Annotated in this window: 20 protein-coding genes; 4 read left to right on the forward strand and 16 right to left on the reverse strand. The window is 41.9% G+C overall.

Going from position 1 to position 25353, the window contains the following annotated elements:
- Nucleotides 1-122: 122 nt before the first annotated feature.
- Together C1721_RS14665 and C1721_RS14670 are read left to right on the forward strand one after the other, a co-directional pair.
- Nucleotides 123-1028 carry a DUF2156 domain-containing protein gene (locus C1721_RS14665; RefSeq protein WP_102408940.1) on the forward strand — a complete coding sequence of 302 codons (906 nt, stop codon included), beginning with the start codon at nucleotides 123-125 and terminating at the stop codon, nucleotides 1026-1028.
- A gap of 13 nt (nucleotides 1029-1041) precedes the next feature.
- Nucleotides 1042-1983 carry a GNAT family N-acetyltransferase gene (locus tag C1721_RS14670; RefSeq protein WP_102408941.1) on the forward strand — a complete coding sequence of 314 codons (942 nt, stop codon included), beginning with the start codon at nucleotides 1042-1044 and terminating at the stop codon, nucleotides 1981-1983.
- Between the two features lie 96 nt (nucleotides 1984-2079).
- Here the strand turns inward: C1721_RS14670 and C1721_RS14675 are convergent, their stop codons facing one another.
- The 3 genes from C1721_RS14675 to C1721_RS14685 form a co-directional block, all read right to left on the reverse strand.
- Complete coding sequence (locus C1721_RS14675) at nucleotides 2080-4173, reverse strand: LruC domain-containing protein (protein WP_159063596.1); 2094 nt, start codon at nucleotides 4171-4173, stop codon at nucleotides 2080-2082.
- 235 nt (nucleotides 4174-4408) lie between these two features.
- Entirely contained in the window at nucleotides 4409-6580 is a 2172-nt protein-coding gene (locus C1721_RS14680) for an LruC domain-containing protein (RefSeq protein WP_102408943.1), read from the reverse strand.
- Between the two features lie 158 nt (nucleotides 6581-6738).
- The gene (locus tag C1721_RS14685; protein ID WP_102409544.1) at nucleotides 6739-8076 is read right to left on the reverse strand and encodes a sigma-54-dependent transcriptional regulator; all 1338 of its coding nucleotides are present in this window, start codon (nucleotides 8074-8076) and stop codon (nucleotides 6739-6741) included.
- A 471-nt stretch (nucleotides 8077-8547) separates the two neighbouring features.
- On the opposite strand from C1721_RS14685, the gene C1721_RS14695 reads away from it, so the two are divergent.
- Entirely contained in the window at nucleotides 8548-9381 is an 834-nt protein-coding gene (locus C1721_RS14695) for an exodeoxyribonuclease X C-terminal domain-containing protein (protein WP_102408945.1), read from the forward strand.
- On the opposite strand, the gene C1721_RS14700 is transcribed toward C1721_RS14695, so the two are convergent.
- The 6 genes from C1721_RS14700 to C1721_RS14725 all read right to left on the reverse strand — a co-directional run bounded on the left by C1721_RS14700 (nucleotide 9378) and on the right by C1721_RS14725 (nucleotide 16705).
- Nucleotides 9378-11864: an ATP-binding protein gene (locus C1721_RS14700; protein ID WP_102408946.1), complete on the reverse strand. Its 2487-nt coding sequence runs from the start codon at nucleotides 11862-11864 to the stop codon at nucleotides 9378-9380. The genes C1721_RS14695 and C1721_RS14700 overlap by 4 nt on opposite strands.
- Nucleotides 11865-11887: 23 nt before the next feature.
- On the reverse strand, nucleotides 11888-13606 hold the full coding sequence (locus tag C1721_RS14705) for a phosphoethanolamine transferase family protein (RefSeq protein ID WP_102408947.1): 1719 nt from the start codon (nucleotides 13604-13606) through the stop codon (nucleotides 11888-11890).
- Between the two features lie 162 nt (nucleotides 13607-13768).
- Nucleotides 13769-15433, reverse strand: coding sequence for an alanine/glycine:cation symporter family protein (locus tag C1721_RS14710; protein ID WP_102408948.1), 1665 nt, complete (start codon nucleotides 15431-15433; stop codon nucleotides 13769-13771).
- Between the two features lie 8 nt (nucleotides 15434-15441).
- Nucleotides 15442-15792 carry a hypothetical protein gene (locus tag C1721_RS14715; RefSeq protein WP_102408949.1) on the reverse strand — a complete coding sequence of 117 codons (351 nt, stop codon included), beginning with the start codon at nucleotides 15790-15792 and terminating at the stop codon, nucleotides 15442-15444.
- A gap of 26 nt (nucleotides 15793-15818) precedes the next feature.
- Complete coding sequence (locus tag C1721_RS14720) at nucleotides 15819-16430, reverse strand: nucleotidyl transferase AbiEii/AbiGii toxin family protein (protein ID WP_102408950.1); 612 nt, start codon at nucleotides 16428-16430, stop codon at nucleotides 15819-15821.
- Nucleotides 16385-16705, reverse strand: a complete 321-nt coding sequence (locus C1721_RS14725) for a DUF6922 domain-containing protein (protein ID WP_102409546.1) — start codon at nucleotides 16703-16705, stop codon at nucleotides 16385-16387. The genes C1721_RS14720 and C1721_RS14725 overlap by 46 nt, the downstream gene beginning before the upstream one ends.
- Before the next feature lie 37 nt (nucleotides 16706-16742).
- Here C1721_RS14725 and C1721_RS16355 point away from each other — a divergent pair, with 37 nt between their 5' ends.
- A complete protein-coding gene (locus tag C1721_RS16355; protein ID WP_234347508.1) occupies nucleotides 16743-16880 on the forward strand; it encodes a hypothetical protein in 138 nt (45 codons plus the stop codon).
- Between the two features lie 48 nt (nucleotides 16881-16928).
- On the opposite strand, the gene C1721_RS14730 is transcribed toward C1721_RS16355, so the two are convergent.
- From C1721_RS14730 to C1721_RS14760, 7 genes are all read right to left on the reverse strand, one after another.
- Nucleotides 16929-17216, reverse strand: a complete 288-nt coding sequence (locus C1721_RS14730) for an HU family DNA-binding protein (protein ID WP_102408951.1) — start codon at nucleotides 17214-17216, stop codon at nucleotides 16929-16931.
- 49 nt (nucleotides 17217-17265) lie between these two features.
- A complete protein-coding gene (locus C1721_RS14735) occupies nucleotides 17266-18426 on the reverse strand; it encodes a clostripain-related cysteine peptidase (protein WP_102408952.1) in 1161 nt (386 codons plus the stop codon).
- 102 nt (nucleotides 18427-18528) lie between these two features.
- On the reverse strand, nucleotides 18529-19263 hold the full coding sequence (locus C1721_RS14740) for a DNA-binding domain-containing protein (protein ID WP_102408953.1): 735 nt from the start codon (nucleotides 19261-19263) through the stop codon (nucleotides 18529-18531).
- Nucleotides 19264-19354: 91 nt separating this feature from the next.
- Nucleotides 19355-21511 carry a FimB/Mfa2 family fimbrial subunit gene (locus C1721_RS14745; RefSeq protein WP_102408954.1) on the reverse strand — a complete coding sequence of 719 codons (2157 nt, stop codon included), beginning with the start codon at nucleotides 21509-21511 and terminating at the stop codon, nucleotides 19355-19357.
- A gap of 35 nt (nucleotides 21512-21546) precedes the next feature.
- Nucleotides 21547-23976: a BACON domain-containing protein gene (locus tag C1721_RS14750; RefSeq protein WP_102408955.1), complete on the reverse strand. Its 2430-nt coding sequence runs from the start codon at nucleotides 23974-23976 to the stop codon at nucleotides 21547-21549.
- A gap of 91 nt (nucleotides 23977-24067) precedes the next feature.
- Nucleotides 24068-25132, reverse strand: coding sequence for a FimB/Mfa2 family fimbrial subunit (locus C1721_RS14755; RefSeq protein WP_102408956.1), 1065 nt, complete (start codon nucleotides 25130-25132; stop codon nucleotides 24068-24070).
- Nucleotides 25129-25353 (reverse strand): tetratricopeptide repeat protein (locus C1721_RS14760; protein WP_338117703.1); only part of this gene is annotated, 225 nt, incomplete at its 5' end. The genes C1721_RS14760 and C1721_RS14755, both read right to left, overlap by 4 nt.

Here is a 25353-nt window from a genome sequence, read left to right on the forward strand (position 1 = left end):
TAAAAAGCATTTTATGTTTATTCAAATATACAGACGCCATTTTATCAAAATAGTATCTCTTTAAACATTAGCTCATATATTTTAGTTCTATATTTGCATGATCAAAAAGTACTGATTAAATAATGGATATACCTTTTAAACCCATAACAATAGAAGACAGGGAAACTATCACCTCGTTTACTATGCCCAGCAATTACCGCAATTGCGATTTCTCATTCGCAAACATGTGCAGTTGGCGTTTCCTGTACGATAGTGAATATGCTGTTATAAATAAATCTCTCCTAATACGTTTTCATATTGAAGATAAAAGTAGATTGGCTTATATGATGCCGATTGGCGAAGGAGATTTAAAACAAGCCATATCATTATTGGAAGAAGACTCGCTAGCGCACGGACATCCACTTTGTATGCTTGGCATTACTCCTGATGCGAAAGAAAACTTGGAAAAAGTTCTGCCGGGAGATTTTTATTATATCCCTGAACGAGATTATTACGACTATATCTATCTGCGTGAAGACCTCGCATCGTTAAAAGGAAAAAAGCTTCAATCCAAACGCAACCATATAAACAAATTCAAAAAAAAGTATGTTTACGAATATGTGCCGATAACTCCCGATATAGTTCCTTTATGTCTTCGTTTGGAATGTAAATGGTATAAGACAAACAATACGGAAGAAGATGAAGAAGAATTAAATGACGAACGCCGTTCATTGACTTATGCTTTACATCACTATAACGAACTTGGCCTGATTGGCGGAGCAATACGGGTAAATAACGAAATTATCGCATTCACATTCGGAGCTCCGGTCAATCATAATACATTTGCCGTACATGTAGAGAAAGCCGATATAAACTATGACGGGGCTTACACTTTGATTAATCAGGAGTTTGCTTCCCATCTTCCGGAAAAATACATATATGTAAACCGAGAGGAAGATTTGGGAATACCGGGACTCAGACAAGCTAAACTATCCTATAATCCAACTATTCTACTTGAAAAATGCGCTGCAATAAAGAAACCGTTATAAAAAAGATAGGATTATGGATAAAAAACAACAAATCATAGACCTATGGCATACATGCTTCGATGATTCCGAAGCATTCATAAGTCTTTACTTCGACCGTGTATATAATGACAATAATACACTGACAATAGAAAAAAACGGGCAGATTGTATCCACCTTACAAATGCTTCCGTACACCATGAATTTCTATGGAAAAGAAATTTCAGTAGCTTATATCTACGGTGCTTGTACAGCTCCGGAATACCGTAATCAAGGCTTGATGCGGCAGTTAATTGAAGAATCGTTTCAAAAAATGAAAGAACGGACAATCGCTTTAGCTGTCATTGTACCGGCCGATCCGTGGTTGTTTGATTTTTACCGTGAACAGGGTTTTACTGAAGCCTTCGACTATACGCTTGAGGCATATCATCGGTCCAACCAGGTTGTACAAGCTCCTACGCTGACTGTTGTTCCTCCGGAAGTTCCTCCTTTGCAACAACTATATGCCTACTTTGATAAAAAATTACGAGAACGTTCCTGTTGCGTACTGCATACTTACGATGATTTCATCACCATCTTGCGCGACATCCAACAGAGCGGAGATCAAATGCTAACAGTCCTGAATATACAGCAAGAACCGGTAGGAATGATTTTCCTGCGTAAAGATAAAGATCGTATCTTTGTAAAAGAACTACTTTTCGACAACGACCAGGTAAAAGAGCTACTCCTGCAAGAAGCCACTCTTCAAAATAATGTAAAAGAAGCCTCCTATGTATGTATGCCTGTTCCTCCGGGAACTATGCCTTATGGGATGGCCAGGGTTATCGATACAGACCGGCTAATTAATTACTGGATAGAAAAACATCCCCATAGCCCGATATTAAAAAACGATTTAAAAGAAATGGATATCCAAAACCTAACCCGTCACCTGTTAAATTATCCTGAACGAAAAGCCTATATGAGCTTAATGCTGGATTAGAAACATTATATTAACCCCAGAATAAAAAAGTCCCCGATAAAAACATTCAATTTTTATCGGGGACTTTTATTTTTCTTATTTTCTTTTCAGAGAACACTATTTCCCTTCATAAATCTTATCTGAACTTGTCGGATGAAAATACCAATCACCAACAGCAGCCCCATTAGATCTTGCCCACGTTATAAAACCGTCATAAGCATCCATAATGGAAACCCCTTCTTTCGGATATGAAGTAAAACTCCTTGTGGGAATCATCAAAGCCCACATCATATTATCATACTCCGGTTTAGCTCCTTCCGCTTTACCATTATACTTATAATCCTGATTTGTAGTTGCAGAAGAAACGGCATTTTGGGTTGCTTTAAAATTAGGTAAATGTATTTCATTCCATTTTCCCGAATTCACATCCCCCCATACAACGAAGACATTCAGATTCAAAGCATTTACCAGCCCTTTGATACCATTTAAACCAACTGTCTGAACGGTTGTCCTGCTATCACAGGTATAATTATAAGTATTGATTTTATCCCCAACGGTCTTACCCAAGAACTCATGAGCCTCACCATCAAATAATGGAACAATCGTTTCTCCTGCTCCGGGAGCTTCAATTTGGGCAAACGCATACAACGGCTTTGACGCTCCAACGGCACGCACTGTAGTAGTCAAAACTACCGATGTGGCATTATTATTAACAACTCCTACATTGGCAATATTCACATCTAATACCAAATCATTCATATCATAATCACCAAAAGATGGCCAGTTATCTTCAAACAGATATGTATACGTAGGAGTTTCACTGGATTGTTCGTTATATTCCGGATTGTCTGCATCAGGAGTAGTAGCATCCGAAGGTTTGTATTCTACTCCGTAACAATCCCCTTGAGCATTTGTCGGAAGACTGTTATAGTCAAGCTGGAACATACTCGGTTCAAGTGATGCGGAAATAACTTCTTTAGCTGCGTAGCAAACATTTCCGGTGAAAGTTATATAACTATCGCCAACGGTGTAGTCACCTCCGCTTCCGCTATGTAATTTTAGAGAGCCATTCACTTTAAACAAAGGCATATCCTGAAAATCAACATATGCTTCTCCGGTAATATTTGTATGCAATTGATTGCCGTTTCCTGTGATTTGATCCGTTTCAAACAAACTTTTCGGATACATGATAATATAAGAATCGGTGTTTCCGATATAATATTTTGATGATACGATAGAAGAAACCTGATTACATATAATTTGGGATCCCTTTCCTGTCAAATTAAGCGTATTATCGATTTTAAGCAAACAGTTATTCTCTACGAACACGCCATTGAGCGTTAAATTTTTTGCATATATTTTTGAATTTGAATGGTTATATAACTTTACCTCCGTCAATTGAAGGTCATTCAAGGCAAGAGTACCGGCATTATACAATTTACCGCCATTCATATCTAACTTAATCTGTTCTCCGGCAAAAGTTCCTTCGCGAAGAACATAAATTTCAGCATCCCCCCGTAACTGTATGTTCTCTGTCAATGACAATTTAGCCCCGATATACAAGGTAATATTCCCTGTTGGGAGCTGCAATGCACCTTTAAAATCGTTTGTCAGCTTATAGACACCGTTCACTTCCAGTTTTTCAGAACCATTAATTTCTTTTGCTTGGCTTAGTCCACTGGTAAACAATTCATCATAATCACCCGGTTCGCCAGTTATTTCATCATCCGCACGCAGTTCTGCCCCATTAGAAACAGATTTAAGAGTTGTCTTTCCTGACAACACGTCATTATAATCAAAATACAAATCCCCATCTTTCACCTCCATCCCTGTCACTGATTGATAGCCCTTCGGATCTGTTTGACGAAGATAGATTGCTTTAAGCGTCTTTGGTAAAACTAAATTTACTTCAAAAGGAGTATTCACATTTGCTTTTCCACCTGCTAATAAGATAGCAGAAGGATCATTAAATGGATTTGCATCAAATACTTCCACCGTATAATACTTCTTGCCCTCATATACATCCATAACTTTTACTGTCAACTTTTTACTGTCAACAGTAAGGTACTTGAAATCATCAGGAATTCCACTAAGGCTTTCTTCTGGATTCGGATCATCCCCCCCATGATACACATCTGATTGACAAGCGGTCAGGAATAAAATAAAGACAACCGCCGTAATTTTTAAAATGACGTTAAGTAAGTTTTTCATACGCATATTATTTAAAACACCTCAATATTACTAGAATATGTTCAAAAGTAATGTATATTATTAGTACAAAACACATAAAATATAATTTTAACACAACTTTAACACAAACTTAACAATGATTTGATAACTAAATTCAAAAACCCCTTTCAAAGAGACTTTTTCACAAGCCTTATCTTTGAAAGGGGTTTTTCTATTATCCACCTGTAATAACAGATGAACAAATTATTTCTAAAAATTATTTAACAACAATAGTTTTACCTTCTATCGGATTCAGATACCAATTCGGAGTGTTATCTCCGGAAATCCATTTGTCGAAACCGGAATAAGCTTCGCTGATATTCACTGATTCTTTCGGGAAACTGCTGAAATCGATGAACGGAACACAAAGTCCCCACATCCAGCCATCTTCCGTTGAAGTATACACATCGGTGCTAAGCTCACTTGACATTGCTTTATTGGTTCCACGGAAACCAGGAATATGGACTTCATACCGCTTATTTGCATCCGCATCACCCCAAATAGCGAAAAGATTAAAACGTCCTACACTAATAGGTTGATCTAACGGGGTATTGAATTTAATCTGTTTATGGATCTCTTTAACCAAATTATTATCATACTTATAAGTATTAATAATTTCACCAGATGCTCCACCTAGTTCCGCATGTGCATCATCAAACAAACGTATCACGGCATATTGCTGATTGGATTCGGATCCACTTACTGCTCCCGCAGGAACACCATCCAACTGGAATGCTACAGCCAGTTTTTTCCGGGCACCTACTGCATACAACTTAATATCAACATCTAATGCTTTTACTTTTCCGTCAGATGCAGAAGTCGTATTTCTAAGGGTTACCGACATCACAATATCATTCATATCGTAATCACCCTTCTGCGGCCAGTTATCTTCAAAAAGATAAGTATACGGTAAGGTATTCGTCTCTGTAATATCATCATCCGGTCCAGGTTCTTCACCAGGGTTATGATTACCGCCATTACCGTTACATTCGTTCGGGTCAATTTCGGCAAACCCTTGTCCTTCGGAGAAGTTTGCCGGAGCTATCAAACCGTAACATGGATTCCATTGGCTGGGATGCTCTGTATGTGATTTACATTCAATATTGACCATGCCTGAATAGTTCAACAGTTTTCCAGCACCCGTCTTGACCTCTATTGTATTTATTTTCAATAAAGCCCAATCGGTATCTCCACCTCTTACCTTGTTATCCCAACCTGCGAAAGAAGCAGATTCACCTTTCCACATAGATTTAGCATCCATAAAAAGATCCAAATGATCTGCAGAGAGCTTTCCTGCCTCAACGTAAGAAGACGGGAATAAGTTTATATGGGCAACCTGTCCACGAGTTGTTATCTGATTCGCTACCAGATGACAGTAGTTGTCAATAACACCATTAAGCAGGTCAATGCTTTCGGCTTTAATTTTTGATTTGTTTACTATATAATTATTCTGCGTAGCTGTTGATAAATTCGTTACCACCAAATCACCGGAATTATAGATGCTGCATTTATCAGTAACCGATAAGTTTTCTGCATATAAAAGTCCTTCGTTCACAACATTATTCGAAGTATTGAACGATAAAGAAATACGAGCATTAGCATCACCAAATTGACCTCCTTTTTGGACAGCCAGCATGGAACTTTCAACAAATGTCAACGTAGTATTACCGGATGTTTCCACTTTACCGCCATCCAATACATAGATTACCGATTTTTTTTCATATTTAAACGAATTCACCACCTGCCATGTACCTTCTACATAAACAAGGATATCTCCTCCGCCATTTATAGAAACTTGCCCATTAAAGGTTTGATCTTTCGGAATAATATACACTGTACCTGGCTGCAAAGTTATATCCGAACTTCCGGTCAGCTCAACAAGAGTCTTTCCTTCATACGAATAATCAATTTGAGGCATTTCAGCTTCTGCTGCACGAGTACTCATAGCATAGCTTTTGGTCTGGGCGCCGCCCGTTCCAATATTACATACCATATGGCCTTTTATCACGTCAAAACCATAGACACTTACTCGTTTACGGCTATCAGTAACCCGGATATAAATAGTTTCCAATCCAGTAGGAATGGAAATATTCCTTACATACGGAATACTATTATTTACCTTTTGTTGTGAACCGGCTATCAAACGGGCAGTAGGATCTGTTGCAGGATTACCAATATAGGCTTCTACAATATTTTTTTCTTCGCCCAATCCCTCAATATTCACTGTAAGCTCGGTCTCATCACTTAAAGACCATGTAAAATCTCCGGGAAGACTTCCATTTTGTCCCGGATTTGGATCCGGATTTTGTCCCGCATCATAAACATCTTTTGTACATGCTGAGAATGTAACTACAAAGAAGACGGCTAATACTTTAATTATACTCTTCATAATAAAAATAATTGATATAAAATTCCCTCATTAAATATGCACTTATGTAATAAAATTAATAAACATAAAAATCCCTCGCTGCAAAGATAACAAATAAATTGAATTATAAGTTTAAAAAATATCAATGATTATCATATTATTTTGCATTTTTTTGAGAGTTACTCCAATTGATAAAGTTTCAATTTATTATAAAGCGTTTTTCTGTCGATACCTAATAATTGGGCAGCACGTGTTTTATTATTTCCCGATTCCAAAAGAGCCTTTTTAATTAAATCCCGCTCATGTACTTCATTTTTGAGATGGATGCCCCCCCCGGAGTTATCCGGTTCCTTTAATTCTTCGGGTAATTCATTACATGTTATATAGCGCCCGGTAGCAAGTAATGTTGCATACTTAATAACATTTTTCATCTGACGCAAATTGCCCGGCCAGGAATAAGACTGAAACAATTGGATTGTTTCATTGTTAAATCCTATTATATTTTTATTCAATTCATTATTTGCCAAATCAAGAAAATGGTTGGCAAAAAGCAATAAATCTTCCTTTCGTTCCTTCAAATCCGGAATACGAATTGTAAACTCATTAATACGATGATATAAATCTTCTCTAAATTCCCCTTTCTCTATCGCCACGCGCAAGTTTTCATTCGTTGCGGAAATCAAACGCACATCAATAGCTATTTCCTGATTACTGCCAATAGGTTTTACTTTCCTTTCTTGAAGCGCGCGCAACAGTTGTACTTGAACCTCATAAGTCAGGTTACCTATTTCATCTAAGAAAATAGTACCACCTTGTGCCGCTACAAACGCCCCGGTTTTGTTTTCTATAGCTCCGGTAAATGAACCCTTCACATGTCCAAAAAACTCAGAAGCGGCTAATTCTTTAGGAATAGCACCACAATCGACTGCTATAAAAGGGGCTTTATTCCGGTTGCTCTGTTCATGTATACGGCGCGCAACATACTCTTTTCCGGTTCCGCTGGCTCCAGTTATCAATACGGACATATCTGTAGGAGCAACCAAACGAACATATTCATACATTTGTCGTGAAGCCTGACTCTGTCCTTCTATATATAAAGAATTATCAGAAGTACCAACCGGTTTAGACGTCTCGAATAAAGAATCCGGTTTCTGATTTGAAGGTTTAAGTATCTCCCGGATTTTTCCTAGTAATTCTTCCGGATTCAGTGGTTTCGCTATATAATCGGAAGCCCCTAGTTTCATTGCCTGTACCGCTGTCTGTATCTCTGCGTAGCTTGTCATCATAATCAAAGATAAAGAAGCGTGTTTTGCCTTCAGCCATTTCAATAATGCAATACCGTCTTCATCCGGCAAACGTAAATCCGATATAACAAGATTATATTCTTTACCCTCTATCCGGTGCTTAGCATCAATCACTGAAGTTGTACTGTCCACCTCAAACCCTTTCTTGCCAAGCCAAGTAGTAAGCATCAGGGAGAAAGTTATATCATCTTCCACTATAAGAATTGACGGCATAATCATATTTTTTAATTATCATACAAATGTAATCAAGGAATTTTAAAATGACAAATAAAAAAGGTCATACCAAAAGAAACTGGTATGACCTTTCTGTTTTACAGACTTAATAGAATATTCGGACTTGCGAATCTTTTGTTTATAACGGTTTAAATGTAGAAACGCCAAATTTATGATTTTACTTACATATATGACGAATATCGTGCCAAAGTCTGCAAAAAGTAGTCCTAATATCCGTAACATATTATTTTTGAACAGATAACTGGCAAATAATGTTCCGGTACATATCAAAATCTTTTCTTTTTTATGTAGAATCCCCATCCACAGTTGTAGAAAAAATCCACACTTTTAGTACACACATTCACCTTATTCCGGGCATTATCAAATAAACTATTTTCCGTTTATGCTATATAACATCTCCGTTTTCACATTTAAATCTACAAAAAACCGGATATTGAACAAAAGAAAAATATGAGTACAAAATTACCGGACATATCAAAAGAAGTAGAAAAAATGATATTCGACAGATTGGAAACCTTCAACAAAGGAAAAACATCCGATAAAGGTCGTTACTACATCCTCGTTCCAAATACAAAAACACTTTATTATACGTTATGGTTCTACAACCCGTCTGCCGTTCATCATCCTTCCGTCTATTTATCTAATCTGGATTTAAACGCAATTAATTCCGTAAACAAAGCATTACGTATTATATCAAACACTTATTATCCTTTATATATCACGGATAATACAAGCACCATATCCAATAACGGAGATGATATTATCACTTTCGGCAAATACAGAGGTCATCATTTACACGAAATTTATTCCATTGATCCGCGATATGTATGTTGGATCGCCGATAAATATGAAGCTCAAGGGAAAAACGAACAACGGTTTAAAGAAATTGCAACCACTTACAAACAGATATATCTTGATTTATACACAAACCGGAAATATAAAAAGCCAACCAGTCAATATATCGGGACACCCAATGAAAGGTTATCAAACCTGAAACTAATCATAACAAAGGTGCGGTTAGAAGACGATCCGTATAAAACCAAAATAATAGAGGGATGCGCATATTTCTACGTAGACCAACTCATTACAGCAGCAGATGTTGCCGGAAATCTTTTTCTATTCGCAATCAAAGCAAAAAATCACAGTCTGGAATCACGTGTTCTCAGCAGTTATGCCCACGCATATAAAGCAGGAGACAAACTGTCCATCTCTTCAGCAAAAGTAATAAAGCATATTGAATCGCATAACATAAAATATACGAAACTGGGATATATCAGATTTTAATTCCCGGAAACCTGCTTAACAATAAAACAAACATGTTCTATCACTTCCGATAATAAACGATGCCATCCGGAATCAGACAATTCCTCATCATTCTTTTCCAGCAATCTTAGTTGCTGAACCAATGTATTAGCTCCCAACATCGTAAAGATAGGTATCAACTTATGGGAGACTTGTGCCGATCGTATTCTATCGCCTTTTTCTAAAGCCTCTTGCAACAATGCAATACTTTTATTCGTTTCTTCCGTAAAAGTACGAAGAATAAAATCCGAAGCTTCTTTATCCTCTCCCGCGAAGGCTGTTAAAGAAGAAACTTTTAATTCTGTTTTAGATTCAAGGTTCGTCGTCAGTAATTTATTCAACAATGAAATCAACTGCCCTGCCGTAAAAGGTTTATTTAAAAAGGCGGCAAAACCGGCTTCCAGGTAATGTTCCTGCTCCTTAGATACATTTGCCGAAAGAGCAACAACCGGTATGTTTTCCGTACCAGCTATACCTGAATTACGAATTATTTTCAGCAAATGATAACCATCCATGCCCGGCATCTGGATATCTGTTATTACCGCATCAAATTTTGTATTTTTCAATACCTCAGGGACAGCTTGCGGATTCGTACAACATACAACCTGCACATGGCTTTGTTTTAAAAGTTCCTCAGTCAGGGCAAGCTGTATCGGATCATCATCCACCAACAGGCAATGCACTTCCCGTTCTTTAAAGGAAGAAACAGGCATCTCATCGTTTTCCGGCACTTGCGTATGCGGTTGAGCCACAGATACGGACAATGGCATATTCAGCGTAAAATCACTTCCTTTGCCCGGAACGCTTTGCAATGAAAGAGTGCCACCCATCAATGAAATAAGCTTGCGGGTGATAGAAAGTCCAAGTCCAAAGCCCTCCTCTTCTTCCGTTTCGGACAAACGGGTAAACTCTCCGAAAATACGCTCCTGTTCATCCTGAGGTATACCCGGGCCTGAATCGCTTACTATAACTGTTAGCTGGTATAGAGGTTCTTCTTCGCCATTCTTATCAACAAATACGACTAAAACGACCCGGCCTTTTTGGGTAAACTTAATGGCATTAGACAATAAATTCCCAATAACCTGACGGATGCGTATAGGATCACCCATATATAGCTGACCCATATATAGCTGACCCATATATTCGTCTTTCAGGTTTAATACGAACTGTAAATCTTTGGCGTCGGCCAAAGGTTTAAAACTGGCATATATTTCATTAAACAGCGTTGCAATATTAAACGGAACGCGGTGTATCTCCATCTGGCCGGATTCCAACCGGTGAAAATCCAACAAATCATTCACCAATGAAAGAATATGATTGGACGAAGATGTCATATTTTCCAGATAATAGCATTGCCTCTCATCCGGGTGCAATCGAAGCAGCAATTGAATATATCCGATTATAGACGAAAGAGGGGCACGTATATCATGGCTGATAGTCAACATCAGCTTTTCACGACTGCGCAAAAGATTTTCCGCATATTGCTTCGATTTCTCCAATTGCATACGATAATACTGGCTACGGGATATGTCGCGAATGATAAAAAACAGGAATAATACAACCATAATAATGGCAACAATACCTATGCCGGCCAATATATGCGAAGTTTCCCGTAACAGTTGCTGCTTTTTCTCCATTCTCGTTATGGAAGCTTTTACGTCATCTTCTTCTATATCACGCAGCATCTGGTTTATCTTGTTTGTTATTACCGTATTATTATAACGAAGATTTGCCGCGCGCGTCATTAACAAATCAAGTAATTGTTGTCGTTGGCCGGAAACACTATCCTGAATACTTTTCAATACACTTACAATGGTATCGGAAGGGCTAAACGCATTCACCAATGTGTCGGAAACAATTTCCCGCGTTGTATTCACAATTATGTTGGAATCTTGCCCGGAAGGAACGAAAGCTTCAGCCAGCCGGCGAAAGAAACCGCGTCGTTTTTTGGGTATCACTACGGTATCCTGTTTCACCTCTACCCTATCCTGTACGGAAATCTGCTCCGTCACAGTATCTTGTACAGCTATCACCCGTTCTATATTTTCCGTATATAAACGTTCTGCGCTGGTTTCATTCCATGTCTCTAATAAATTACGGGTATTCAAGCGTTTCTGTTCTAATAACCGGTCAATCGTATCAATTTTCAGAAGTTGTACAGAATCGGTTATCAATACGCGGAGGGAATCCATATTCCGGTGTGCTTTATTAAGCGTCCTGTTAAAATGGGTAAACTCATTGTTCGGAGTTCCTATCAATTGTCCCAATGCCTCACTTTCATAGAGAAGGGACAAGGTATTGGTTATATAATAAATTTTACGGCCGGAAGTATTGTCCGGCTCTTCCTCTCCGGCAACCTGGCGTACAATATGGTAAATATAGGCCACTGAACACACAGCTATAGTTATCAATAAGATATAGCCTAAAACAACTTTACTTGTTATATGTCCGTTCTGACCGCTCATCTTCTGTTTAAGAAATAAAAATATCAATCTTTACCATAAGCAATCCGCCATTTATCCATCATCTCAAAATCAAACTTCTTCAAACCAACCTCCCAGAAAGGTATCGGGTCGTCATGATCCCCCAGATACATACGGTCACGTACGGTAAATGCCGGATTCGACAAAGCAAGCGTAGAATCAGCCACTGGAGTATATACGTTAGCTATATCCAACATGGTATGGAAAACAGAGTTTGTACTGACAGGCACAGTCTGATGATTTCTGGTTATCCGGTACTTTTCCGGATATTCTTCTTGATATTCAGATGAAAACCAAACAAGTAACGGTATATGCAATTGATAATAGGTAGGTATTGGGGAAGCATGAAGATAGCGATTACGCGAATCGTCAAATATATCTTCCCCGTGATCGCTCAGATAAATCATCGAGGCACAGGCTTTCGTCTCCGACAACATATTTACAATTTCTCCCAACACATAATCCGTATAACGAATCGAATTATCATACGCATTCCGCAACACTTTTTTATGAGACGCCCTTATACCTTCCACTTTATCCGGTTTATAAACAGAAAACTCTTTCGGATAACGTTCGTGATAATTAAAATGGGAACCATACGTATGCAGTACAATAAACAAATTATCATCGGATTTATTCAATTCTTCCTGCAAATAAGGAAGAATTGCCCCATCATACAACGAAGTCAGATAAGAACCAGTTTTAAATTTACTCATATCTATAAAGGTATCGGCTTCTCGGTAAAAAGCGCCTATCATAGAGGTGGTAAGCTTCTGGTTTGCTATTACAACAGTACGAAAACCGGCTTCCTTAAATGCCGTCACAATACTCTTTTCATTATAAAGCACACTGTAATCTTCGGCCGATGCCGCAGAAAGTATAATAGGTACGCTTTTATGCGTATTGTTAGATTGTGTTACCACATCTGTAAAATGAACCAGGCCGTCCAGTTTTTCCATACAAGGAGTCGTCTCACGATCATAACCGTACAAACTCCATTCCATGGCTCTCGATGTTTCTCCTACCACTAACAGATAGATCTCGCGTCGGCCTTTCGCCCTATCCGGTTTAGTGGCATTAAATGTAAAGTCGGCCGACGTTTGCATGTAGTTGGCATTCTTTTCCGCTTTGTTTATAGCGAAATATAAATTATATAACGCATTTACGGGGAAAATATCATCTTTTACTGAAAACCGGTAATCCTGTAAAGGAGATAGCAAGCAAAGTATAATACCTGTTATAAAAGTACCCAGACTTATCCGCGCCCACTTTCTCCGGAAAGCAGAAGAAAGCTTTTCTTTCAAACGAATCGAACGGAATGCGAGATATAAAGTAGGAAGCGTATAACAAAAGAACACACAACCTATTATCAGAATTAAGTTACCTAACAGTTCACTGGCTTCAGAAACATCGGAACTTGTCAGATTCAAGAACATATCCACAGCTATTACAGACTGGCCAAACATATACAACAACACCAGCTGCCCTCCGTCTAAAATAACTTTCGGCAGCAGACACCATACCACAATGCCCGGCTTACGTGCCAATAACAACAATCCCATCCAGAAAGCGAGAGGTAAAATAATAGAAGCTATCCCTACCACCACAGGCAGAGGTTCTGTAAAAAACAGCACAAAATTGGGAACAACGAATAACAGAGCAAAAATGAAGAAGAGATGCTCTTGTGAAGAAATCCAGCGTAACAACTTTTTATAATGCCCCATTCTATATTGCTATAAAATACCTATTTATCTATTTATTATCACCATCCAAGAAATACAAACACTCGGAATTGGCAAAAGTAGATGTTATCCTGTATATTTCAGTAGTATTAAGGCACAAAAAAAGTTATTTCAATCATATTAAGTTTTTATTAAAATGGGCACTTACTTTTTTATCCTCTTCCAATATTCTGTAACTGAGCCTTTCACCTCTTTATGTAACAACAAAATACCTATTAAATTCGGCAAGGTCATCAACGCAACCGTTACTCCCGAAAAAGTCCAGACAATAGTTGTATCGGTAAACGAAGCCAAAAAGAAGCCTGCAACATAAATAATATGATATAGCCGGACATATTTGCTTCCCCACAAATAAGTCACAGCCCTGTCTCCATAATAAGACCAGGCTATGGAAGTAGAGAATGCAAACAGTAAAAGGGAAAGAGGTATAATATATTGTCCCCAATCGCCCAGGAAACCTCTCTTAAACGCTTCCGTAGAAAGAGGCGCCGAGTGCAATAAAGATTTGCCTGTCAGATATACTTGCTTATCCTTCATCAGAGGCATCTCTACACGCCCGTTTTTAACATCAAGCTCACCTGTATACACCACATTTCCCTGTTTCACCTGTACATTCTCGGCAAAGGAACGGGCATGGAGAAGTGTTACATCCGTATTGGTAATCTTTCCTCCTTCAACATGCAATTTCCCTGTATAAAGAGGCTGCAACTTCTTTCCCAAAATATGATCGGAAACCGTTGCCTTTTCTTCCGGATTGTCTTCATTATACCGGCCGGCAAGCACCACCGTATCCGCCTGTTGAAAACGGTTTTCAAATTTCTCAAGCCACGCGCCGGATGAAAGCAGTACCAGTCCGGTTATGGAGCATATAATAATAGTATCGATAAAAGGCTCCAGCAAAGCTACCATTCCTTCCGAAACAGGCTCTTCTGTTTTTGCCGCAGCATGGGCAATCGGGGCAGATCCTTGTCCTGCTTCATTTGAGAATAATCCTCTGTTCACTCCCCTGTTAAACGCCCATACCACTGTTGCGCCCAAAAAACCTCCGGTAGCCGCTGTTCCACTGAACAAATTAGTAAAGATGGATGCTACCGACGGTATTATATTCTGATAATTATAAGCCAGTATGCTAAACGCCCCCAATAAATAAGCCACAGCCATAAACGGTACCAATTTTTCGGTAACCATAGCAATACGCTTTATGCCGCCGATAACGATTAAAGCCAATAAAACTGACAATATAGCCCCGGTTATGTATTGCTGTATGCCAAAAGAAGAAAACATAGCATTCGATATACTGTTAATCTGAGGCAAACTCCCGGTACCGAATGAAGAACAAATAGTCGCTACGGCAAATAAAGCCGCCAGCCAGCGCAGATGTAAACGATGCTTCATATAATACATCGGTCCGCCCGAGATTGTGCCGTCTTCTGTCTGTTCACGGTATTTATGGGAGAGCGTCACTTCTACCATTTTAGTCGTCATACCCACAAACGCAGTCATTAGCATCCAAAACAAAGCCGATGGTCCGCCCAAATGAATAGCTAAAGCCACTCCTGCTATATTCCCCGTTCCCACTGTTCCCGAAAGAGCCGTAGCGAGCGCTTGGAAATGAGAGGTATCACCCAGTTCATGTTCCTTATCATATTTGCCGCGAACAACAGCTATCGCATGCCTAAAAAAACGGATTTGAGGGAACTTTAAATAAAACGTGAAGAATAAGCCTGTACCCAACAACAGGAGAACAAACCACTGTGAACCTCCAAAATGGGAATCTATAAGAGAGAGTATGTCATTTATTTCTTGCATATATCTAGTCAGGCTTTCGAAATATTCTGAATAACAGCAATAAATTCATCATTCGTCAAACCCAAGTCTATTTCTTTATAGTTCACATAATCTTCAAAATAGTCGCTGGCAATATCTGCTACTATATCTTCTCCATTCAATCCGAAAGAGGTAACCAGCTTTTCCACTTTCAAACGTATTTGCCGGATCACCTGTAAACGATCTTCATATCGCTCCGGTTTTTCCTGTTCCGTTACATGTTCATTACGGGCAATTAAATAAACCACCTTATAGAACTTCTCTATATTGTCAAAAACAGGAATAAACAGAGCCTTCTTATCTTCCGGCAATGCAGCCAGCGTTTCTTGTATTTTTGTCATATTCTTTTATATATCAAGACTAAAAATCATATCAAACATGCAACTTCTTTAGTTATAAATGATTTCAACGCATTCCAATCCACAGACTTCAACATATGAGGCTCCGGATCTAATTCGGCATCTTCAAAATAAGTCAAACTTTTCAATACCATGAACAACGATCCGTCAGCATATTTCAACATATAGTAATCCATCATTTCCTGCATCCCGAACTGTTCAAGCAAAAAATAAATATCAATAAAGTCTTTTCGCGTACCTCTTCCGGTCACTGCCGACAGTTTCATCGCCGCAATATCATCCAATGAGGCCAGACGCAGACCATCCATTTCTTTTACAGGGGATAACCATGGATATTTATAGTTCACAATATCCACTTTAATGCCATCCACTATAAAAACATGAATATTACGTGATCTTTTCAACACAGAACAAGAACCGCAAGTGCTAATCAATTCCACCACTTCCTCCGGCTCCAAATCAATTGAACCAAACAAATCTAAATCCACAGACTTCCGATGCCCCACTTGTAAAGCCATAGAAGTTCCGCCCACCAAACGTAAATTTGCCAGTTCCGGAACAGACATAATCCGTTTCAGAAGTTCCAATGTGCCGGAGTCGATTGTTTCGTAATGTAACATTTATAGTCTTCTTTTGAAGTGTTCGACATTAAAACAATAAAGGATAAAGCTTTAGGGTCTAATTGTCGTATTTGTTTAGCTTGTTCCGCTATTTCAGAAATGGAAAAACGAGAACGAAGCAATTGCCAGTCGGAATACTGGCCATACTCCAGCACGCGTTCAATAATAAAAACACTATGCTTCTCCCAATCCAAATTATTCCGGTCTACATCCCAAAACAGATACGGAGAAAATAGATTGATAATATTTGTTTTTGATAAATCCGGTTGCTTCATAGCACAAATCCATTTCTCGCAAAGATATAGAAAGGATATGAAGTATCCAAAAAAGATATGTTTCATTCAGTTCCGCCGGCATGAAACAAATCGCCTGCAGATACGAAAAAGCCGGCTTCCCGCCGCCCTTTCGGGCGGAAGAAAACCGGCAATCGTTCTCGAGAACCTCTACTAAAAAAATCTCTTTGCCTTTACCTTAATTAGCCTATACTCTGTTTTACGCTCAATCTTCACCGTTGGCGTTGATTGCGTCCAGCAGATACTTGCCCGGTTTGAACTTCACGCTTACACGTTCACGGATCATGCAGGGTGTACCGGTTTTGGGATTACGACCCAAACGCTCCGACTGCTTCCACGGCAGAAACGTTCCGAAGCCTTGAAGGATGATGCTGCCTTTCTGCTGCAATTCGGAGGTTAATACCGCCTGAACCGCATTCATGTAACGGATTGCCTCATAATGAGGAATAGACAATCGCTCTGCTACCTGTTTTGTTAACTCTGTCTTGTTCATACTATATTGCTTTTAGTTGTTAGTAATTTTTATTCATTAAATATCTGCGTTAATCTGCGTATTCTGCGTCATCCGCGTTCCCTGATACCGATCTAAACCACGCCATCCGGCGGTAGGCTTTATTTAACTCAGGGTAACTGTCCTGCTCCATATAAGTAGTAAGGCCGCTGTGCTTGGTGACCGGCACATTCACAAACGAGGGGGTGGCCGCTTTATACAACACTGCTCTAGACAGCGCAGACTCTACCTCCGGGTACAAAGCAGGGTTCAACCGCTCCATATAATCGCCGAAGTCGAAGAACAGTTTATGGCTGCCACGGTCGAAACTCTGAACCGTATTTATATTTATACCGCCTGTTGCAGAGCCGGCATTTTGGAAGACTGTGCGCGTTACTTCCGCCAAATCATCCATGGCACGTAAATCAATCAGGCTCAACGTAGCACTCCGGTAAATGCCCGGAAGCGCGTTGCAATATTCATAATAACGATGGATAAAACCTTTCAGGTTCACATCCTCTTCAAAAAGGTAGTTAATCAACTCCGGATAAACCGGACTAAAACCCGGGCTGAGTATCTCGGCGGAGGAAGCCACCAGATAATCCGCTTTATTACGCAACTCATAAGCCACCTCCACACCGGACATCAGGCAGGCTTCCAAGACGATAAAGCTGAAAGTATGGTCGGGAATGGCGGCGGCAAAGTCTGCCAGCTCCATCTCACGGTCGTTATCGTTCATAATGGAACGCAAGGAAACCGAGCGGGGTGTTGTAAACATCCCCGCCGGCAACCAACCCGTGCCATGACTGAAAACCAAAAGGCCATAACTGGGGGCAGGATATAGAAAAAGGGCATCCTGTATCACTTCCGAAAAAACATCGGCGCTGGCCGAGTTATTCTCCGGATATTCTTTTATTACTTCTGTATAGGGGTTAGTATCATTGGCTATGACGCGTATTAAGGAAGGAGTACCCTTTTCTCCGCGGGCATCCTGATATATCAACAGGTTATCGCGGCCGTTATGCCAACCGGCGGTTATGCTGTCTATTTTTGTGTAGGTTTCATCGCTTAAATTATTATCGCCCGCCATGTAAACCAGGACGGTACGGCGGGGCGAAGGAACATCGATAGAATGCTCCTCGGTGCAGGAAGAAAAGCCCGCCGGAATCAGGGCTACGATGCTATATATCAGGATGTAAAGATGTTTTATCATTTTACAATAATTACAGTAGTTAAGTAGAGAAGTCTAAGCCTCCATGACGGAGAAGCCAGTGTCTCCGCAGTGGAGAAGCCGGGATCTCCGCGGTGGAGATTTTCAGAAGACGGATACCACGAACGGATACTCGTATGAACGAGGCTCTTTCGTATCCGACCCTTTGGCATATTGAGTAGCTATTTTCACCATCCAGTCGCCAATAGAAACCTCGGCAGGCAGGGAGAACTGCAGCTTGGAGGGCTGGTTGGGAGAGCATTGTGCGGCGGTGATAAAGACCGGCTTCTCGCCTCCGGTGGTATCTACGGGGGTGAAGGTGATGCCTACAGCCGGATCGGCGCCACGAAGGGCGATGCGTGTGCCCTCTATCAACACCATACCGCGGAAAGGAAGCTGGTTGGGGGTATCGGGAGTGGTGGAGTCTAGCACCGCGCCTATCACCGGACCGGTTACCACAGCGCCGTCCATCACCACCTCGGTAGCCGAAAGCTGCTCGCGCAGGGTTTTTCCGGCGCTATAGGAAGTAACCAGTTGATGCTTGGTATGGTCGAAAGGCGAGGTAGCGGTATCGAAACCCCCTTTTATCTGCACCATGTACTGCCCTACCCCGTCTACCACGGTTTTGCCTTCGGCAATGGCCAATGATTTCTCTTCGTCGGCCATGCGGAGGATGTTCTCGATGGTTTCGGGACGATATTCGGTACGTTTCTTCACGATACGCTGGGCTATGTCGGCATTATAAACCGTTCCCGTACTCTTTGCTTTGGCGGTATAATCGCCTTCTTTCTCTGTTAACGCATTGTCGTAAAGACCTGCATATAGTTTTGTTTCTGCCATAATTGTAAATGTTTAGTTTGTTAATAAAACAGGAAGGAAGAAGCATCTTCCTCTCCCTTCCTTGAATAGTTTAAGTCAATATATTCGCTCCTTATTCTTGGACACAACGAATTGCGCAAGCGCTCCCAGTACTATCCGAAGTCGTTTGAACACGGTCTGTGTTGAAATTCAGACAAGGAGACTTACCTTTCACCAAATCAGAAGACCAGTAGAGGCCATAGATAGACACGTTGTAGTAGTTACCGCTACCCCCACGGTATCCAGACGCAGGCAAGACGAATAGTGGATTCTCTTTAGATTTCCATATACCATTACTCGTTAGAGGCTTTTCTGCTGCAATTTTATCAAACTCCTCTTTTGTTGGTACACGCCAACCGGCCGGACATGGCTGGTTTTCACGCGGCCATTCAGTCATAGAAGTTGTCGCATAATCATTGAACCATATATAATCAGCATTAGAGTCACCTTTTACAAACTTATTTGTATAAATACCACTCGCATTTGCTATTATTTCCGCATAAGTCTTATCTGGATAATCTACAAGATCAGTATTGCTGTTAGTAGCATCATAACTAAACGGCACATTTCTACCCCATTGATACAAATAACCGCAAGTATTCCGAGACCAAGTAGTAGATACACTGGTAGGTACTTGAGTTGCACCCACATTTACCGGCGCCCAAAACTGGCCTTTATATAATACAGGCTTGATTGTTGTGCCTTCATAATTCGGGCGGAACTGGATGAAAATTGTATCTGCCATAGTTATTTCAGACGCATTCTGGATGATAACCCAGGCATCAGAAGGAACTTTTGCTTTATCACCTTCGAAATCAGTCTTATCCGCCTTCGAAAAGTCTATCGTATAATCACGGGATAAATGAGCAGAGTAATAGCCCTGTAATTCACCTTTTACTACAGCGTCCGCAGGTAACCACGCTGCATTCTTACGGCCGAAATACTGAACCTCAACCTTTGAATCGTGGTTTCCACTGGCTGTAAAGGTTAATGTACCGGCCAATGTAGTAGGATCTGTAATTGTGTAAACTTTATCCGACGTTTTAGATACACCTCCCAAATCGGTTGCTGTAATCGCAGTCAATTCCGGTTTCATCAATGTAGGCTTAATGGTCATGGTATCGCCTTCGGCTGAACTCCAGTCCGCTACCGTTACATTAAAGCTTATGCTTGTTGTATCTTGTGAAGGGATAATCTTTATGGTGTACAAGCTGTTACGCATGATTGACAGTGCGGCTGTATCGCCGGCTGCCTGGCCTTTCGTCATAAACTCAACACGCTGTGACATGGGGCTGCCGTTGAATGTTCCGTCAATCTGGATGGCCGTGGCATCAGATACCGGAGAAGATGGAGCTGTTTTAACACTACCATCCGTATCAAATTCAACGCCGTTCAGGTTCTCATACATATAAAGGGTATCCAAACGCTGGTAAACGACATCCACGCCTTCTGTGGTTGCCGTTCCGTCAGCCTTACGGAATGTAACGGCTTTACTCTCTTTCAGTGCGTCGGCTATTACATTGATGTTGTTAATCAAAGTATAGCTGTTGGGCATTAAAGCGGCTTGCTCTTTACCGTTCAGCACCTTGGCGCTTGTGATACGGAAGCCTTTGCTGGCATCCGCATTGTAAGCGTTATTGATGATGTCCACGCGGGCTACCAGACGGTCCATATTGAATTCTACGTCTTTGGCTTCGCCTTCGTTCAAGTTGTTTACCTCTGCCGAACCAAACATCAAAAGAGGTTTTACCGGATTTTCGGCGGTCAGGGCCTCACTTACGGCCGCTTTCAAAAGGTCTTCGTTCGTGATTGTCTCCGGTTGGATATTGTTTTCCGCATAGTTGGCCAATGCAAAGAACTGAACATTATTAGTACCGGTCATCGCCATTTTAAAAGTAGCGGTGTATTTGCCGGCTTCTACTTCCGTCAGTTTCTGGGTAAAGCCATCCGTAGAACCCAACATCTCGGTACTGCGGTAACACTGCAAGGAGGTGTTTGTTCCTACCTTTACGAAGAAAGCGATGCTCTCTATCTGCTGTTCATCCGCGTTGGCTGCCAATGTCTTCTTGTCGTCTGCATACGATTTCAGGTTCTTAACCGTATTCATGTTCAGGTTGACAACGGCAGTACCCGGTTCGGCATAGCCCGGGTTTTCCTTTATTACAACCTCATCGTTACACGAGGTCAAGCCGGCTACAAGCATAGCCAATGCTATTAGTTTCTTTTTCATATTTTACTGTTTTAATTCGTTTTTGTTGTGTTAGATTAAACTCCTGCCTGAGTTACGGTAATCACTTTCTTTACAGATGCATCACCCATTTTCTGGATTGTGATGGTTGCCGTACGTTCTACATTGCCGGAGTTATCGGAAGGTGTGATCTTGAATGTATCAGCGCCGGCATCTTTTGTTCCTACGGTTAGCCAGCCAGCCTCATTTCCGGTAACTGTGCCTACTTCCCAGTCTCCGTCTGCCAGAAAAGGAGTTACGCTTACTGTAACCTCACTGGTTTCATCAATAGCCAGACTAACTGTTCCACCGGCATAAGTTGCCGAACCACCGCTAACGCTTGCAACATCCAGTGTTTCCTGTTTAGCTGCCTGGGTAACATTCAATACATAATAGATCTTTTCCGGTTTAGAGGTATTAACCAGTTTCAGGCTGATAGAACGGGCGGCGTACGTGTCGTTGGCAGTAGCTGCAATCTCGAAAGAGCCTGTTCCTGTCGGGTTCGTTATGTTAGAAATAGTTACCCAATCCTGTGTAAAGCCGGTGTTATCCGTATGACCGTCAAATGTCCATTCGCTGTCGGCATTTACCGTAACTTCGGTAGCTGCCAATGCGTCGGCACCTATATTCAAAGTCTGCTTGTCTATCGCAATGGTTGGACATACCAAACGGATGATTCCTAATGACTGAGGCATCTGGCGGATGGCAAGTGTCTGTTCAAGTGTAGTTCCTGCTACTTTCACTGTACCGCGTTTTACGGTGCCGGTTTTGTTTTCTGCCATGGTTAAAATCAATGAATCACTAGTAGCATTCATCGCCGTAGTTGCAAAAATACCATCACCTGCATTAGTTATTGTAGGAGTACCATCTGTTGATTCAACCGGAATAGCCACGCGCAGGTCATAACCCGGAAGAACAATTGTATCGCCTTCGATAGACAAGCCGACAATGCCTTTAGGTTCGCCCACGTTCAAATGAGTACCGCTATCATTAACAGGCTGTTCTACCAACAATGTCTGGGTGATGGAAGGACGCATTACGTTACGGAAAATGATAGCACCCGTACGAGGCTTTTCACTGCTGGGGTTGGCCTTTGTCGTTTCAAACACCAGTTCCTTAGCTACCGTACCGGCGGCAGGAGCTGTAAGGCTTAACCAATCGTCGCCCTTTATCACTTCGGCAGTCCATTCCGTTGAAGCGGCTACCGTTATTTTCTGGTTGGCTTTTATGGAATTATCTGCCAATACCAACGTGTTTTTGCCTTCATCTATCGTGCCTGTTTCGGCCGGAGCGCTCAAGCCGAAAGTGCCGTAACCGGCATGCTGGATAATCGTATCGGCTACGTTCCAATCCAATACGTTGATCGTAGCGGTGATGTAGTTCGTTCCTACCGACAAGACATTGATCACGTAGCGGTGGTTCGCATCTACCGTCATGGCCGTTGCGGCATCCTGCTGGTCTTTACGGAGCAACACAGGATATAATACAGGGTCGCCATCCCCGGCTGCGCCGCTTCTACCTCCCAATACGATAGAGAAGTCTTTTGCTTCATCAAGCGTAGGCGCTGTTCCCTTAGGAGCAGGATAGGTATAGAACGCTGCCAAGGCATCGCCGTTGTTGGCGTTATCTACAGCCTTGAAGTCGATACGTTCGGAAGTAGTCCAAAGGTCGGTCAGCTTAGACCAGTAGCCATTCGCATTTGTTGTTGCGTCAGCTTCCGTGCCGTGGGCGGCATCGTCAAACAGGTAAGCCTGTGAACGGGGGTTTTCCAACTGAATCCACTCGATAAAGAAGCGGGAATCGACACTTGTATTGACAATGTCGAAACGCGCCATACGGCGTTTCAGCACGATGTCGATGGAGTTGTTCCAATCCACACCGGCATCACCTTTCTTCAAACTATCTGCAATATTGATAGCATAATCGGCTGTCATCAACAGCGGGCAGGCGATATGGCCGGTCAGCTTGTTGGTCAGGCCGCTGGCAAAAGCGGTCGTGTCCGTTTCACCCAGCTTGAACTGGTTGAAGGCATCCTGGTTGCGGCCGTTTCCTACAAAATAAAGGCGTTTGCGGTTCTTTCCCATCAAAGAGATGGCAGCGGTGGATTCCGTGCCGTTGTTCGTAATCTCGATCTTATCGCCGGATGCGCTCGTGCCATCCGAACGGAAGATTTCTTCCAGCAGCATCTTTCCGTCAGGACGTTCCGTTCCATCCGGGAAAGTATCCTTGCCGAAGACAAAGATGTCTAGGGTACGAAGTTCGTTTTCGCCTGCTACGGTAACGGCAGGGCCGTAAGAGACCACGCCGCCGCCGAAGCCGCCCAGCACAAATTTAAGTTCCGTACGCCCGTCTTGTGCGGCAGATGAACCGCCACCGGGAATACCGCCCTGGCCAAGGTCGGTATCATCCGTACAAGCACCCATCATCAGGGTGGCCAGCGCCATTGCGCAATAATACTTTTTCTTCATAACGTTTAATTATTTAGTTGTTTATTTACCCTGCGACCTTATTCGCAGTTCTTTGTTATTTTACCCTCTATATCATTTTATATTCATTACCCTACATGAAACCTCCCAGGTCGCCGCCGTCTTCCCAATCTCCTACGCCTACGGTCGATACCGACACTTCGTCGCCGTCTATCAGCAGCTGCAAATCGAACTCCTGGCGGAGGTTGTTATCCAGATCAATACTTGTCGTATTGAAGTATTTCCACAAATCCACCTCTTTGATGATCAGGTTGTCGTTACTGTAAATGCCCAGTACGGGGTGCATGTCGTTCGTCAGGCGGTAGCAAACCAGCGTGCCGCTAAGCGTACGGTTCAGATTCATGGTAGCCGGAACACGTACCCCGCAACGGTCCGGCAAAATGGCCGGGACTGCTTGTTCGCCCGTACGTACCGACCCTATCCAATGGCTGGGGGTAAACCGGTAACGGGACGGGACGCCACGGAGGCGGTAGTTGAAATTACCCACATCCAGCGGTGGGTATTGCGCCCATTTTACCGTCAGGTTCAACAGGAAGTGGCTGTGGGTCATATAGACACGCTGACGGCTCACTCCGCGGCCGGTCACTTCCAGTTCTGCATACCCGTAGTACAGCTTCTCACTGGCCGTATGATATGAACCGGACGAACGCGTAGAAGAACCGGAATACAGATTGTTCATATAAAGCTGCATATCCGCCAGTCTGCTTTTCCCGATAACCACTTCCGGATAATGGGCGCTGACGGTATCCAGGTTCGCCCACGACACGATCGTATATTTGCCCGGCTCTACGTTTAACTCCCCATAGACCACACGCTCGCCATTCGTACTGTTTACCTGTACCAGCGTTCCCTCCGAATCATAGATATACTGCCTCATTTCATCCACATATTGCGGCAACACGTTCACCGTGCCGCTGCCCGTATACCAATATTCCAAACGTACATTATACGGACACTCACCCAGTTCCCCGTCAAGCGTACACGAAGCGGTTAAGCCCAGTGCAAACAAAGCCGAAAAGATGGCACGCAGATGACACAGACAGGCACAGATTAACGCAGATAGATTTTCTTTAATAAAGAATCCGCACATATCTGTATTATCTGTGTTATCTGTGTGCCTTAGTTTTAGTGTACTCATAGCTGCACCTCCAATCTTAAAAGGTTCTCACGGGCTTTAGGGGCATCCGATTTCAAGGCCTTGCGGAAGTAATACTCGGCCTCCGCACGGTTGCCTTCGATAAAGCACAATACACCGTAGTTGTTGTATGCACGCGGATCGTCCTTAAAGCGGTCCAGGTATTCGTGGGCTGATTTGGTATCGCCAACCAACAGGACGGCGGCAGCCGCATTCACGTTGGC

The organism is Parabacteroides bouchesdurhonensis (assembly GCF_900186615.1).
GTDB classification, from domain to species: domain Bacteria; phylum Bacteroidota; class Bacteroidia; order Bacteroidales; family Tannerellaceae; genus Parabacteroides; species Parabacteroides bouchesdurhonensis.